The sequence below is a fragment of the Xanthomonas pisi DSM 18956 genome (assembly GCF_001010415.1).
Classification (GTDB): domain Bacteria; phylum Pseudomonadota; class Gammaproteobacteria; order Xanthomonadales; family Xanthomonadaceae; genus Xanthomonas; species Xanthomonas pisi.
The window spans coordinates 31249-45085 of record NZ_JPLE01000058.1; the positions used below are offsets into that span (position 1 = coordinate 31249).

Genomic DNA, 13837 nt, shown 5'->3' on the forward strand with positions numbered 1-13837 from the left:
GCAACTGACTCAGGCGTATGGTTAAATCGCGCCATGAATGACATCACCGAATCCAGCCCGACCACGCCCCGTGCCAGTTCCGGTCGCGGCAACCGCCTCAGCGCGGACGACTGGGCGCAGGCCGCGCTGGACCTGATCGCCGAACAAGGGGTGGGCGCCGTAGCGGTGGAGCCACTGGCGCGCCGTCTCGGCGTCACCAAGGGCAGCTTCTACTGGCATTTCCCCTCGCGCGACGCGCTGTTGCAGGCGGCCCTGGAGCGCTGGGAAATTTTCGAACAGAAGGAAGTGTTCGGCAGCCTGGAAGATGTGCCCGACCCCAGCGCCCGCCTGCGTGCGCTGTTCCAACTGGTCGCCCATGAAGTCACGCCGCACGTGATCTACAGCGAGTTGCTCAAGGCACTCGACCACCCGGCGGTGCGCCCGGTCATCGACCGTGTCTCGCAGCGCCGCCTCGATTACCTGATTGCCTCGTTCCGCCAGGCCGGCCTGTCCCGTACCGACGCCCAGCACCGCGCGCGCCTGGCCTACGCGGCCTACGTCGGCTTCCTGCAGCTCTCTCTACAGCTGCAGCAACCCAAGCAGGCCCGCGAAGAATTCGAATCCTATGTCGAGCATGTAATTCAGACGTTGATTCCTGGGTGAGCGAACGCGGCCGGGAGCTGCGGCTTCCAGTCCACTTATAGGTTTCGAATGTATGCACAGCGCCCATCGAGGTTGCCGTGCAGTCATTTCTGCGCCCGGTCATGCCTGTGTTCGCTTGCGGGTGCACGGCATGCATTTGCAGCGTTATCGGCATGCAGGTGTGTGCCTTTAGTGGTCTCAATAATAAACCTGGTATCACAATTGACGGCTAAATTCACGAGAAGGCAATTTTTTGTTAACGCATCTTTAATTTCTCCAAATTGATAGCTACTATCCGTTCTACCTTCGTTTTGGGTTCGCTTTTTCGATCCCTCGAACGGTTGTTCATCACGCCATTACCAGATCTTGGAGAGAGAGAGCTCAATGATTCACAAGACCAGCAAGCTTCGCGACGCGATTTCATTCGCCATCGCGGTTGGCGCTTCGGCCTCGGCACTGCCTACGATCGCCTTCGCCCAGGACACCGGCGCGACCAACCTTGATCGCATCGAAGTGACCGGTTCGCGCATCCGCCAGGTGGATACCGAAACCGCGCAGCCGATTCTGACCGTCAGCCGCGCGGACATCGAGAAGCAGGGTTTCTCGTCAGTCGCCGACATCCTGCAGAACATCAGCGCAGTCGGCACGCCGCCGATCAGCCGCGCCTCGCCGCTGTCGTCCGGCGAAGCGGTCGGCGGTACCTATATCAGCCTGCGCGACCTGGGTGCAGCGCGTACGCTCGTGCTGGTCAACGGCAAGCGTCTGGGCATCACCACCGACGGCCTGCAGGACATCTCCACCGTTCCTGTGTCCTCGATCGATCGCATCGAAGTGCTGAAGGATGGCGCCTCCTCGATCTACGGTTCCGATGCCATCGCCGGCGTCATCAACATCATCACCCGCACCAATTTCGATGGCGCGACTGGCAGCGTTTATTACGGCCAGTATTCGCAGGGCGACGGCGAGACGACCAATGCCGACTTCGTAATGGGTGTGACCGGCGAGCGCGGAAGCTTGACCGTTGGCATCGAGTACGCCAAGGAAAACAAGGTTGCGGCCTCCGACCGTCCGTATTCGGAGTTCCCGCGTTCGTCCAACCACCCGGATTTTGGTTGGACCGCGGTCGGTGAGTTCGGTGGATTCGTCAGCCGTCCGGCCGACGCGCTCCCCAATGTTCGCTACCCTGCCGCCACCGCAACCAACCCGAATCGTGAAGTCCGCGTCCTGGTGCGCGACGGCGGCAATCCGGACAACCCGGCCGACTACCGCGTCCAGAACACCGACCAGACCGTCACCCAGGACAAGACCAACACCAACCGCTGGACCGACCTGCGTACTCCGCAGGAACGCCGCTCGCTGTTTGTGGATGGCTCTTACGATCTGACGGACAAGGTCCGCTTCCGTACCAACGTGTTGTACAGCAATCGTGATTCCGAGCGCCAGATTGCGGGCTACCCGTATCAGGCCCTGGCATTCGGTTCGCCGCTGTCGGTGGACAGCGCGTTCAATCCGCTCAACCGTGACATTCCGAACTGGTGGCGGCGTACGACTGAGGTGCCGCGCACCACGCGTGCCGAGCTGACCACTTATCGCTTCTCGGGTACGTTCGATGGCTCGTTCAATGTAGGCGACCGCATCTTCGACTGGGATGTGGGTTACCTCTATAACAACAATAAGCTGGTGCAGAGCGGTTACGGTGATCTCAACCTGACCTCGCTGCGTGCAGCTGTGGGTCCGTCCTTCATCAATGCATCCGGCGTTGCACAGTGCGGCTCCGCTGCTGCCCCGATTGCGCTGGCACAGTGCGTGCCGTTCAATCCGTTCATCGCTGCCGGTCTCTCCGGTCCGGGTGCGTTGACAGGCAATCAGGCTCTGCAGGACTTCCTGATCCCCACCACGCACGCAACTGCAGATACCAAGACCAAGGTCATCTCGGCCAACTTGTCGGGTAGCTTGTTCACCCTGCCTGCTGGCGATCTCGGTTTTGCCGTGGGCGCTGAACAGCGTAAGGAAGAGGGCGAGTTCAGTCCCGACGCGCTGGCGCAGTCGGGCAACACCTCCGGTCTTGCCAACTTCCCCACCGGCGGCAGCTACAAGGTGGAAGAAGTCTACGCCGAGCTCAACGTGCCGATTTTGGCTGATCTGCCATTTGCTCAGGAGCTGAGTCTGAGCCTGGCAAGCCGCTATTCCGACTACAACACGTTCGGCGACACCGTAAACAGCAAGTTCGGCTTCAAGTGGAAGCCGTTCCAGTCGTTGCTGGTCCGCGGCACTTGGGCCGAGGGCTTCCGTGCGCCGACCATCTCCGACCTTTATGGCGGTGGTTCGCAGAGCTTCGATTCGTACACCGATCCTTGCGACGTCCAGTTCGGTGCCTCTCGCACCAGCGCAGCTGTACGCGCACGCTGTGCTGCCGCGCTGCCCGTCAACGCGGCGACCTTCCGTCAGCAGGCGCAGGGTTTCGTGCCCACCACGGCAGCCTCGTCGCAAACGCCTCTGGCATTCCTGTCCGGCTCCAACGATCAGCTGACCCCGGAAACCTCGACGTCCAAGACGTTGGGCTTTGTCTGGAGCCCTGGCTTCGTCAATGGTTTGAACGTGTCGCTTGACTGGTGGCAGATCCGTGTCGAGAACACCATCATCGGCGATACGGCTAATCTGATTCTCAACGACTGCTACATCAACGGCATTGCCGAGCGCTGCAACGCGTTCACTCGTGATCCCGTTACGGGCATCGTCAACACCTTGAACCGCACCTCGATCAACGCGGGTTACCGTGAGGTTGAGGGCTACGATCTGGATCTAGGCTACCGCCTGGCCACCGATACGGCCGGAACGTTTGGCGTCAAGTGGACGACCACCTACACCAGCCGCGACGAGTTGGTTACCACCCGTAATTCCGTGACCAATCCGAACCCGTTCACTGGCGTGGGCTGGGCGGGGACCACCACGGGTACGCACTTCCGCATCCGGTCCAACGTCGCATTCAATTGGGACAAGGGTGATTTCGGTGCAAGCTGGACGGTGCGTTACTTCTCCGGTCTGAAGGAAAGCTGCTTGAGTGCGTCCCTGTTCCCGGACGAGTGCAGCGATCCCAACTACCGCGCTCCGAACAACCAGGGCGTTTCCGTTGGTAACCCGACCAATGAGCGTGGCGCGACCGTCTTCAATGACGTCCAGGTTCGTTGGAATGCTCCCTGGAATGCCACGATTGCTGCCGGTGCCAATAACGTGTTCGACCGCGTTGGTCCGACCCTGTATAGCCAGCCGAGCGCAAACGTTTCTTACTTCGGCGGCTTCGACATTGGTCGCTTCTTGTACATGCGTTACACCCAACGTTTCTGATACGCGGTTTGAATGCTTGACTTAAGCTACGCCCCCGATTCCGGGGGCGTAGCTGTTTGTACGATTTATGCGAAGATCCGAGCTGGTAAGGGTCGGGCAGAGCTTTTTAATTCGGTTGAGACTCTTCGGCGAACTCGCGGTATTCGCTCCAACCAGAGGCATGAAGTTCCTGCGCTGTGTTGTCTGTCGGGATGTGAGATCATTCGGCGATGGTTACGTTGCTGTCTGATCACCGAGAAAGAATGCGAGCCTGGATTTGTGACGAGGTCGCGCCCGATCTCTCAAATGCAGTCGCTTGGCAGCGATTTGCGGAAGAGTTGCATAACGGCAACTTGCTGATTGATGCCTGTCATGCTTATTGGCATCTGGCGGGTCTTCATCCTGGTGAGCCCTCATACCTAATAAATATCGGCAATCTATTGCTTGAGCTAGAGGACTTCTCGGGTTCGTTGGTAGCCTTTGAGGAGGCTGCGAAACGGGGTGCTGGGAATGAAGTGGCTTGTCAGTTGGGTCAAGGGTTGGCATTGCTTTATCTACAAAGATACCAGCAGGCAGAAAAAATCCTTAAAAATGCTTGGCGGCAGGAGCCGGAGGCATCTGATGTCGCTCTGGCTTATTCGCAATGCTTGATGGAGCTTGAGCGATTCGACGAGATGAGATCTTGTCTTGCTCATCTTGAACATTACAGAATGTCGCGTGCCCAGTGTGAGAGCTTCGCCTGGTTACTTGCGAATTGCGGCGAAGAAGCACGCGCGTTGATACTCTACAAAGATCTTCTTGATGATACGCACGCAACGAGTGAGTTGCGGATGCAGCTTGTTCTTTTGCTTGAGAGACTTAATCGTCTGGAGGAGGCTGAAGGTTATCTGCAGCACGGAAGCGTTATCGGGAGCGAGATGTCGCCGATGAAGGCGCTCGCATTGGGTCGAGTATTGCGCCGAAAAAAGGAATACGAATCCGCTGAGAAATGCCTGGCCTCCGGCATTGCGATCGTTGGGGATGGAGCAATTGGAGCGTTGCTGGAGTTTGAGCGCGCCAAGAATGCTGATGCTGATAGCCGCTTTGATGAAGCGATGGCCGCGTTGAATCGCGGCCATCTACGTGCTGTTGCGGCATACAATCAGCGATTTCCGGGGCAGCCAACTGATCACGCGCTGGGGTGGTTGGATGAATCGTTGACGAATCCTGTTCCCTTGGCTTGGCGTAATTCAAGAAAGGGCGAGCGTTCGGAAGATCCGACATTCCTCGTGGGTTTCCCGCGATCAGGTACGACCTTGTTAGAGCGCATATTGGACGCGCACCCGGATTTTGCGGTATTGGATGAACGCCCGGCGCTAGAAGAGGCCATCGCTAGTCTGCGCTCAAGTAAGCATTTTGCCTGGCCGCAACTAGATGATTGGCTGGCTACACTTTCTGACGATCAGATCGGTCTGGCGAGAGATTTTTATTATGCAGTTGCCGCCAAGTACATCTCTCTAGGGCCGGGTCTTGTCGATAAGTATCCTTTGAATCTCACTCGGGTCCCTTACATCGCACGAATATTTCCGCAGGCGAGGTATATTTTTCTTTTGCGGGACCCACACGACTGCGTGCTGAGCTGTTACATGCAGGCATTTGGCATGCGTGGAGGTGCGCTTTCGTTTGCAACGTTGGAAGCCTCTGCAGAGACTTATGTGAAGGTAATGTCTCATTGGGAGCGTCATAGAACATTGGCAAATGCCCATGTCCATGAACTTCGTTACGAAGACCTGGTGAATGACATGCCTGCGCATGTCTCTGCACTGTTAGGCTTCCTTGAGTCTAAATGGGACGACGCCCTGGCGAACTTTCAAGAGCATGCCATGTCGCGGTCGACACGAATCAATACGCCGAGTTATGCCCAGGTTATCGAGCCAATCAATGATCGAGCAATTGGGCGATGGGAGAATTACCGGCACCATTTCTCGCAGCGCACGCTAAGCCTTCTTGCGCCATGGCGTCGTCGTTATGGCTACGCTTAGTCAGCGTTGCGGAAAGCGGAGGTAGGTGGAAAGTATGTATTTGTCTCCACTATGCGGTGGCCTGCCTTGGTGGGCGTACATCCAATATGGTGGAAACATTAAAAGCCTGCCGGCTCTTGGTTTGACACCATAGTCCAACCCTGGAAACCAAGTTTCGCCACCTTCCGAGACATCGTTGAGATACCACAGAAAAACAAGGTATCGATCGCATACGTTGTTTATGGAGTCGAAATGTGTCTGGAAGCGTTCATCGCTTTCCGCGCGATAGCGCTTGAGAATCAGTGGGCTGAGTAGCGGGCTATCAGGGATCGCAATGTCCAGGTCTATTTCAGTGTTATAGCGCTTGAGCTCCTCGCTGATCAGCGAGCGGAAGAATCCCAGAAAGGCACGATCGGACAGTTTGGAGATATCCAACTCCGTCCAGGCGCTTTCCTCCAGACCCTGGCGAATGCCTTGACCATTTCTTTCGTGAAATTCGCTGAGCGCCTGAAAAGAATCGATCAGCTTGGCGCACAACTGTGCGGACAAACTATTGTCTTTTGTTCGAATGAAATGCCGAAGGTGACCCGGAGAGGAGGATGCCGCAAAAGCGGCATCCTCCTTTTCCTTTTTCAGATCAGAATCGTGCAGTCCAGCGCATCCAGTAGTACCTGCCGATGGCATCGTAGGTCCGCAAGTCGGTGGAGGCATTGAAGCCGGAATAAACCAGTGGCGGCTGACGATCCGCCAGGTTGCGAACACCGATTTGAATCGTACTGTTATTCAACGATTCAAGGCGATACCCGAGCTGGAAGTCCGTCTGGGTATAGGAGGGTACCTGACGCTTGGCCACATAGCCGTCGGTACCTACTTCTGCGACATCCGGTGCTTCGTTGACGTGGTGGACATACCGTGTTGTCAGGCTTGCATTCAGGTTGCCATAAGTCCAGGTCAAATCGTTAAGCGCGCGCCAGCGTGCGATATTCCCGAACCCCGACGATGCGGAATCAACGAACGTGCCGGCGAGTCCTTTGCTTTCCGGAATGCCCGGGAATGCTCCGACGTCGCTAGTCGGATCTCCAGACAACAGACGAACGTCGTACTGACGGATATATGTTGTATCGAGATTCCACGAGAGCTTGCCCCACGCAGCTTCCTGAGTGGTGTAGCGGAACCCGAGATCGACGCCGCTGGTCCGCAGCTCACCAAAGTTGCCGATCACGTTCGTCATTTGCGCAACGTCGCCTGCTTCGTCGCGAATGAAGGTGTCGCAGTAGCGGCCGAATTGGTAGCACTGGTTCAGCATCACGGTTTCTGGAAGATTGGTGATGAACTGATCCAGGCTTACGCGCCAATAGTCGGCGGTTACGCTAAAGCCTTCGAGCCAGCTCGGGCTATACACGAAACCATACGTGAAAACGTCGCCTTCTTCTGGCTGGAGGTTCGGGTTGGAGACCTGGAAAGAGGTGACCTGGTTGTTGCTCTGACGGAAGGAGCCGTCAGGCGCGACACCTGCGCAGGCGCGCGGATCGGCTGTCGCCTGCCCCGAGTAACCGTTACAAGGATCGACATAGCTGTTTGCGCTTGGTGCTGTGGGTGAAAACAGGTCACCAATCGTAGGTGCGCGGAAGACGTCTGCGTAGGTGCCGCGGATCAACAGGTCGGAGAAAGGCTTCCATTCCAGCCCGATTTTCGAGTTGTTGGTGCCGCCGAAATTGGAGTAATCCGAGTAACGGGTTCCAAGTGTCAGATTGAGCTTCTCTGCGAAAGGCGCATCGGTCAGCAGTGGGACTAGTACTTCGGCGTAGATTTCGTTGACGTCAAACTTTCCAGAAATATCACCAAACGTACATGCTTCCTGCGTGGTCAAGCAGACAGTTTCACCCGGTGGAATGATCGTGAGGAAATCACTGGTCGAACTTGCTGACTCCTCGCGTCGCTCCACGCCAACGGCCAATGAGACGGTTCCTGCGGGGATATCAAACAGGTCACCTGTTGCGTTGGCGTTGAAAACTTTGAGAGTGTTTTCGTTGGTATTGGTAATGGTTGGATTGATCAGGCCAAGCGCAGTCAATTGAGCCCGTCCTGCAGCCGTGCTCGCATCTGGTGCCGGCCCCAGGAAGTTGACCGGCAAGCAGCCATTGATGGCCGTGGCAGGGTTGCCTGGCGTCCGGACGCAAATAGGATTTCCGGTTGCTGGATCGATCATGGACGGGCCCAGTGCTGCGGTGAGGCCAGGGCTGAACAAATACCCTTTCACCGACGATGACTGTGGTGAGCGGCCGTACCCGTACGATGCATCCCAACTCCAGCTGCTGTCACCAAACGCTCCGCGAAGACCTCCGGTGATCTGGTAGGTCTCCGTTACGAAGCGGGTCGTGCGCGTGGGGATGAAATCACGAAGGCGCAGACGCGCGTCCGTAATATCGACTCCGAAGGGGTTGTACAAACTATTGGCGCTGATCGGAACGTCATCCACTGCAGGTCGGCCGTCGAACGGCAGAGGTGCCAGCGCAAAGGAGGACTCGGTCCGCAGCCACGAGCCAAGTACAAACGCTTCGACGTTGTCACTGAGCTTGTAAGTGCCGTTCATGAAGAGGCTGGTCCGCTCCTGCGGTGTCAGCGTCAAGTTTCCATCGGCCTGATAGTTATAAACATCGGTTTGCGGATTGAAGCAACGAAAGTCCGAAGGTGACGAGCCAGGACGCCCATCGATTCGCGTAAGAGTAACGTTCGCGCCAGCGCCACAATTGGGGTCAGCTAAATTGACGCCAGTGGCATTCCCACGCGGCACGACATAGCGGCCAGTCAAAATGCGGCTCGTCCCACCAATGCCTTTTTCGCCAGCGTAAAGTTGATAAGGCTGGCTTGAGTAGGTGCGATCTGCCGCACGTACTTCTTCGGCTTTATCGTAGCTTGCGCCAAGCATGAGGCTGCCACGATCGTTTGTCATGCCGAAAACGGCGTCATACCGCTCAGTCGACGCGTCACCGCGTGACGATGTTCCGTAATAGGCGCTTGCTTCAACACCGTCAAAATTCTTGCGGAGAATGAAGTTGACGACACCGCCAATCGCGTCAGAGCCGTAGATGGCCGATGCGCCATCCTTCAGCACCTCGACGCGTTCAATCAGACCTAGAGGGATGGAGTTGATGTCCACCGCGCCGTTCGCGTTGCTGACGGTGCCAATCCAGCGCCTACCGTCGACCAAGACGAGTGATCGGTTGACACCAAGTCCGCGCAGATCAACTGTAGCCGCGCCTGCGCCACCGCCATTGTTGACCTGAGGATTGGTGGCGGCGCCGGCAATGGCAGGCGTGCGCTGGAGAAATTCGCCGACAGTTGCCGCGCCGGAACTCTGGATCGTTTGACGATCAATCACGAATACGGGGCTGGAAGTCTCCAGATCAGCGCGCTTAATGCGTGATCCGGTCACTTCAATTTTGTCGAGGTTGGTTGTTGTGCCGGCGGATGTGTCCTGTGCGAAGGATGTCGATGAATAAGCTCCTCCAACAACAAGCGCAAGTACAACGGCGTCACGCAGTTTGCTTGACGTGCACTTCATGGGCTCTCTCTCCGTGTAACGGTTAGGTTGGCCTGGCAGGCGGGTCCGAAGATGCGGTCCCAAAGCGTCAGGGTGAACCGATGGTATATGGCCGTCCCTAAAAATTAAAGTCCCGTTAACTTTTGTTCCTATGAACGAAAACGCCACCGTATGTGACGGTGGCGTTATGATTTCAAAACGGAAGAAGATTACAGGTCTTGCTCATACCTGACGTACGGGATCGTCCCGTCACTGTTGCTCTCGTTATTCGGCGCAAACGGGTTCTTGCCGCGCGAGATGACGTTCTCCGCGCCGACCGTCAACTGGCCGCTCCACGGGGTGCGCCAGGTCAGGCCCAGGCCCAGGCCTTCCCATTTTTCCGGCTGGCCTGGGACATCGACGACGCGGCCGATGACATTGGCGCTGAAGGCGCCGTAGCCGCCGCCGACGCTCAGGGTCTTGCTGTCCCACTGGTCGGCGATGGCCGGGGAGACGTCGGCCAGCGGGACCAGGCGCGCGCGGGCGTAGGTGCCGCCGATCGAAACGAAGCCTTCGCGGCCGATGTTCTTCTGGCCGAACACGGTCAGATCGTTCTGCTCGACACGGGTCAGGGGCGCCTTGCCGGCGCCGATCAACCAGGCCGGCAGGGTGTCGCGACCGGCGCCGGCGGTGACGCCGACGCGGCCGCTGCCACGGTTGAAGCCCAGCGTGCCGGACACGCGACGCGATGCGGCAGCGCTGTCTTCTTCATCGTCGCCGATGCCGGCGAGCAGGCAGTGACTGGCGAGACCGCTGATGTTGGTGCCACGGCTGCTATTGCAGAGTAGGCCCAGCGAATCGCCCGAGGTCAGGCCGAACGCGGCATCCAGCGAATTGCGGCCGAAATGCCAGCGCGCGCCGGCCTTCTGCTCGCCAGTGGGTTCCAGGTAGAGAAAGGCCTCCACCTTGCCGCTGCCCTTGTTCCACACCGGCAGGATGGTGCTCTCGCGCAACTGCTGGGACGCCGACTGCGCATGCACACCCGTGGCTGCCGCAAGGGCAACCAGCAAAGCGAGCGGAAGGCGCAGAAGGTGTCGCATACCAGAGTTCAGACCCAGGGGCAGTTGTTAAGTTCCCGAGAGCGGGCAATGGGAATGCTAGGGCGTTTATGATTATTTAACAAGTGGTCGCGTTCCCCGAAACGCAGCGCAGATGCTATCTATTGCAACCGTTCCGGTGCCTGCTGAGAGGGCTGCGCCTTACTGAAAAGTACGGCCAGCTCGGTCAACGGAAAGTGATACTCGCGGCCACAGAACTCGCAGCGGACCTCCACCTCTCCAGTCGCTTCAGCGGCTGCGCGTGCCTCTTCTTCACCCAGCGATTCCAGCATGGAGGCAACCCGCTCGCGGGAGCAGGAGCAGCCGAAGCTCAGCGGTTTGCCGCCCAGCAGCTGCGGGTCTTCTTCATGGAACAGGCGGTGCAGCAGGTCTTCGCCGGCCACCGACAACAGCTCGGGCGCGCCGAGGGTGTCGAACAGGGCGCCGATGCGGGTCCAGCCGTCGTTGTCGCCTTCATCGCCAGGCAGCTTCTGCAGCAGCAGGCCGGCGGCCTGATCCGGGCCGGCGGCCAGCAACAGGCGGGTCGGCAACTGCTCGGACTGCTGGAAATAGGTTTCGAAGGCTTCGGCCAGATCCGGGGCCTGCATGCCCACCAAGCTCTGGTAGCGCTGCGGTTCGCGTGGGTCCAGGCCGGGGTTTTCGATGGTGATCGCCAGCAGCGCGGCCTCGCCCAGCTCGCGCAGGTCGGTGGGCGCGTCGGCACCCTCGGCCAGTTGCACGATGCCGCGCAAGGTGCCCGCAGCGGTGCATTCGGCAAACAGGGTGCGCAGGGTGTCATTGCCGCGCAGCTGCACCGACAGGCGCCCGTCGACCTTGGTGTGGCCGGTGAACAGGGCGGCTGCCACCGCCGCTTCGCCCAGCAGCTGGCGCGCGGCAGGCGGGTACTCGGCTGCGCCCTGGACATCGTGCCAGGCCTTGGTCAGACGCACATGGACTCCACGCACGCCGGCGGCAGGCAGCAGGAAACGGGAAAGCTGATCGTGATCGGTCATGGAGACATCGGACGTAAGGGACGCCGGTTGCCGGATAATGCGGCAGGCATCGGGATTGAAGGTCGAAGCGAACTAATGGGGACGGATGCATTGGATGGCAAGCAGGTGACACCACCACGGCGGCGGCGCTGGCTGCGCTGGATCCTGGCGGCGCCGCTGCTGTTCGCCGCGGCGAGCGTGCTGCAGGTGCTGGTGCTGCGGGTGGTCGACCCGCCGATCAGCAGCATGATGGTCGGGCGCTACCTGGAGGCCTGGGGCGAGGGGGACGGGAGCTTTTCCCTGCACCAGCAGTGGCGCGATTACGATCAGATCGCTTCCAGCCTGCCGATTTCGGTGGTCGCTGCCGAGGATCAGCAGTTTCCGATGCACCACGGCTTCGATCTGCAGGCGATCGAGAAGGCACGCGATCACAATGCGCGTGGCGGGCGCGTGCGCGGGGCCAGCACGATCAGTCAGCAGGTCGCCAAGAATGTCTTTCTCTGGCAGGGGCGCAGCTGGGTGCGCAAAGGCCTGGAAGCCTGGTACACCGTCTTGATCGAGCTGTTATGGCCCAAGCAGCGCATTCTGGAGATGTACCTCAACGTGGCCGAATTCGGCGACGGGGTATACGGCGCACAGGCGGCCGCGCGGCAGTTCTGGGGCAAGGATGCGGCAGGCCTGTCGCCCACCGAGTCGGCGCGTCTGGCCGCGGTATTGCCCTCTCCGCGCCGCTACGATGCGCGCCGGCCTGGCGCCTACGTGCAGCGACGCACCGCCTGGATCCAGCGGCAGGCGCGCCAGCTGGGCGGCGCTGCGTACCTGCAGGCGCGGTGAGGTGAGTACCATCGCCCCCGCGCAATTGCCGGCCGTCACCGAACGCCTCACGGTGGTGATCGCGGCCTTCAACGAAGAAGCCAGCATTCCGCTGTTGCATCCGCGCCTGTGTACGGTGCTGGCGGGCTTGCATGGCTTGCAGACGCGTGTGCTGTATGTCGATGACGGCAGTACCGACGATACCTGGAACGTCCTGCAGGCACTTGCGCGGGACGATGCGCAGGTCAGCGCGCTTCGGCTATCGCGGAATTTCGGCAAGGAAGTGGCGGTGTCCGCAGGCCTGGATCATGTGCTGCCGGGCGCGGTGGTGCTGCTCGATGCAGACGGGCAGGATCCGCCGGAACTGATTCCCGAGTTCGTCGCCCTCTGGCGCGCCGGCTACGACAACATCTTCGGGACGCGCATCTTTCGCGAGGGCGAGGGCTGGCTCAAGCGCGGCGCGGCGCACGCGTTCTATCGCGTCATTCGGCGCTTGTCGCGCACCCCGATCCCGGCCGATACCGGCGATTTCCGACTGCTCTCGCCACGTGTGGTGCAGGCCTTGCAGCAGTTGCGCGAGCGGCACCGCTTCATGAAGGGCTTGTTCGGCTGGGTGGGATTCCGTCAGGTGGCATTGCCGTACCGGCGCGAGCCGCGCTTGTCCGGGGATAGCAAGTTCACGGTGTGGCGGCTATGGAACTTCGCACTGGACGGCATCACCAGTTTTTCCACGGTGCCGTTGCGCGCAGCGACCTACCTGGGGCTGATGACGGCGCTGGTGGCATTTCTGTTCGGGGCCTGGGTGGTGGTCAAGGCGGCGCTGATCGGCGACCCGGTGGCCGGCTGGCCGACCATGATGTCGGTGATCCTGTTTCTGGGCGGCATCCAGTTGATTGCGTTGGGATTGATCGGCGAATACCTGGGCAGGTTGTACGACGAGGCCAAGCAGCGTCCGCTGTACCTGGTCGATACCCACCGCGGCGCGGTGGGAGTAGTCTGCGACGACCAGACCAAGCGCGGAGCGGGCCATGCAGACCGTACGACAGCTGTTGGGGACCAAACAGGTTGAGGTATTCGCGGTTGCGGCCGATGCCGCAGTGATCGAGGCGATCCGGCTGATGGCCGAAAAGGGCATCGGTGCGGTGTTGGTGATGGACGGGGAGCGACTGGTCGGCATCGTGTCCGAACGCGATTACGCGCGCAAGGTGGTATTGCGCGATCGCTCGTCGGCCACCACCAGCGTGGCGGAGATCATGAGTGCGCAGGTGGTGACGGTGTCGCCGTCCGAGACCGTGGACCGCTGCATGCAGTTGATGACCGATGGCCGCTTCCGGCATCTGCCGGTGGTGGAAAATGGCCGCGTGCAGGGCGTGATCTCGATCGGCGACCTGGTCAAGGCGGTGATCGAGATGCAGCAGCGCGACATCGATCAACTGCAGCGCTATATCGCCAGCTGAGGCCGGCGCC

General features: G+C 59.6%; 10 protein-coding genes. 6 read left to right on the top strand and 4 right to left on the bottom strand.

Going from position 1 to position 13837, the window contains the following annotated elements:
• Positions 1 to 33: 33 nt before the first annotated feature.
• From Y887_RS13655 to Y887_RS19195, 3 genes are all read left to right on the top strand, one after another.
• Positions 34 to 642, top strand: coding sequence for a TetR/AcrR family transcriptional regulator (locus Y887_RS13655; RefSeq protein ID WP_046964854.1), 609 nt, complete (start codon positions 34 to 36; stop codon positions 640 to 642).
• Positions 643 to 1005: 363 nt separating this feature from the next.
• Positions 1006 to 3966, top strand: a complete 2961-nt coding sequence (locus tag Y887_RS13660; RefSeq protein ID WP_046964855.1) for a TonB-dependent receptor domain-containing protein — start codon at positions 1006 to 1008, stop codon at positions 3964 to 3966.
• A gap of 242 nt (positions 3967 to 4208) precedes the next feature.
• Positions 4209 to 5966, top strand: a complete 1758-nt coding sequence (locus Y887_RS19195) for a sulfotransferase (protein ID WP_162199169.1) — start codon at positions 4209 to 4211, stop codon at positions 5964 to 5966.
• Here the strand turns inward: Y887_RS19195 and Y887_RS13670 are convergent, their stop codons facing one another.
• From Y887_RS13670 to hslO, 4 genes are all read right to left on the bottom strand, one after another.
• Positions 5967 to 6629, bottom strand: a complete 663-nt coding sequence (locus tag Y887_RS13670) for a 2OG-Fe(II) oxygenase (protein WP_084726037.1) — start codon at positions 6627 to 6629, stop codon at positions 5967 to 5969.
• A complete protein-coding gene (locus tag Y887_RS19200; protein WP_046964857.1) occupies positions 6583 to 9510 on the bottom strand; it encodes a TonB-dependent receptor plug domain-containing protein in 2928 nt (975 codons plus the stop codon). The genes Y887_RS13670 and Y887_RS19200 overlap by 47 nt, the downstream gene beginning before the upstream one ends.
• A 188-nt stretch (positions 9511 to 9698) precedes the next feature.
• Entirely contained in the window at positions 9699 to 10535 is an 837-nt protein-coding gene (locus Y887_RS13680) for an XOO1806 family protein (RefSeq protein WP_046964878.1), read from the bottom strand.
• Between the two features lie 152 nt (positions 10536 to 10687).
• Positions 10688 to 11578, bottom strand: coding sequence for an Hsp33 family molecular chaperone HslO (gene hslO, locus Y887_RS13685; RefSeq protein WP_046964858.1), 891 nt, complete (start codon positions 11576 to 11578; stop codon positions 10688 to 10690).
• A 75-nt stretch (positions 11579 to 11653) separates the two neighbouring features.
• Between hslO and mtgA the strand changes: the two genes are divergently transcribed.
• Genes mtgA through Y887_RS13700 form a run of 3 tightly spaced genes read left to right on the top strand, consistent with a single transcriptional unit; the run spans position 11654 to position 13827 of the window.
• Positions 11654 to 12391: a monofunctional biosynthetic peptidoglycan transglycosylase gene (gene mtgA, locus Y887_RS13690; protein WP_046964859.1), complete on the top strand. Its 738-nt coding sequence runs from the start codon at positions 11654 to 11656 to the stop codon at positions 12389 to 12391.
• 1 nt (position 12392) lies between these two features.
• Entirely contained in the window at positions 12393 to 13439 is a 1047-nt protein-coding gene (locus Y887_RS13695; protein WP_046964860.1) for a glycosyltransferase family 2 protein, read from the top strand.
• The gene (locus Y887_RS13700; RefSeq protein ID WP_046964861.1) at positions 13399 to 13827 is read left to right on the top strand and encodes a CBS domain-containing protein; all 429 of its coding nucleotides are present in this window, start codon (positions 13399 to 13401) and stop codon (positions 13825 to 13827) included. The genes Y887_RS13695 and Y887_RS13700 overlap by 41 nt, the downstream gene beginning before the upstream one ends.
• Positions 13828 to 13837 lie beyond the last annotated feature (10 nt).

Bases quoted from the DNA above. Each gene is read 5' to 3' on its own strand.
- Y887_RS13670 (WP_084726037.1), bottom strand. From the start codon at position 6,629: ATGCCATCGGCAGGTACTACTGGATGCGCTGGACTGCACGATTCTGAT.
- Y887_RS13660 (WP_046964855.1), top strand. From the start codon at position 1,006: ATGATTCACAAGACCAGCAAGCTTCGCGACGCGATTTCATTCGCCATC.
- Y887_RS19200 (WP_046964857.1), bottom strand. From the start codon at position 9,510: ATGAAGTGCACGTCAAGCAAACTGCGTGACGCCGTTGTACTTGCGCTT.
- Y887_RS19195 (WP_162199169.1), top strand. From the start codon at position 4,209: ATGCGAGCCTGGATTTGTGACGAGGTCGCGCCCGATCTCTCAAATGCA.
- Y887_RS13700 (WP_046964861.1), top strand. From the start codon at position 13,399: ATGCAGACCGTACGACAGCTGTTGGGGACCAAACAGGTTGAGGTATTC.
- mtgA (WP_046964859.1), top strand. From the start codon at position 11,654: ATGGGGACGGATGCATTGGATGGCAAGCAGGTGACACCACCACGGCGG.
- hslO (WP_046964858.1), bottom strand. From the start codon at position 11,578: ATGACCGATCACGATCAGCTTTCCCGTTTCCTGCTGCCTGCCGCCGGC.
- Y887_RS13655 (WP_046964854.1), top strand. From the start codon at position 34: ATGAATGACATCACCGAATCCAGCCCGACCACGCCCCGTGCCAGTTCC.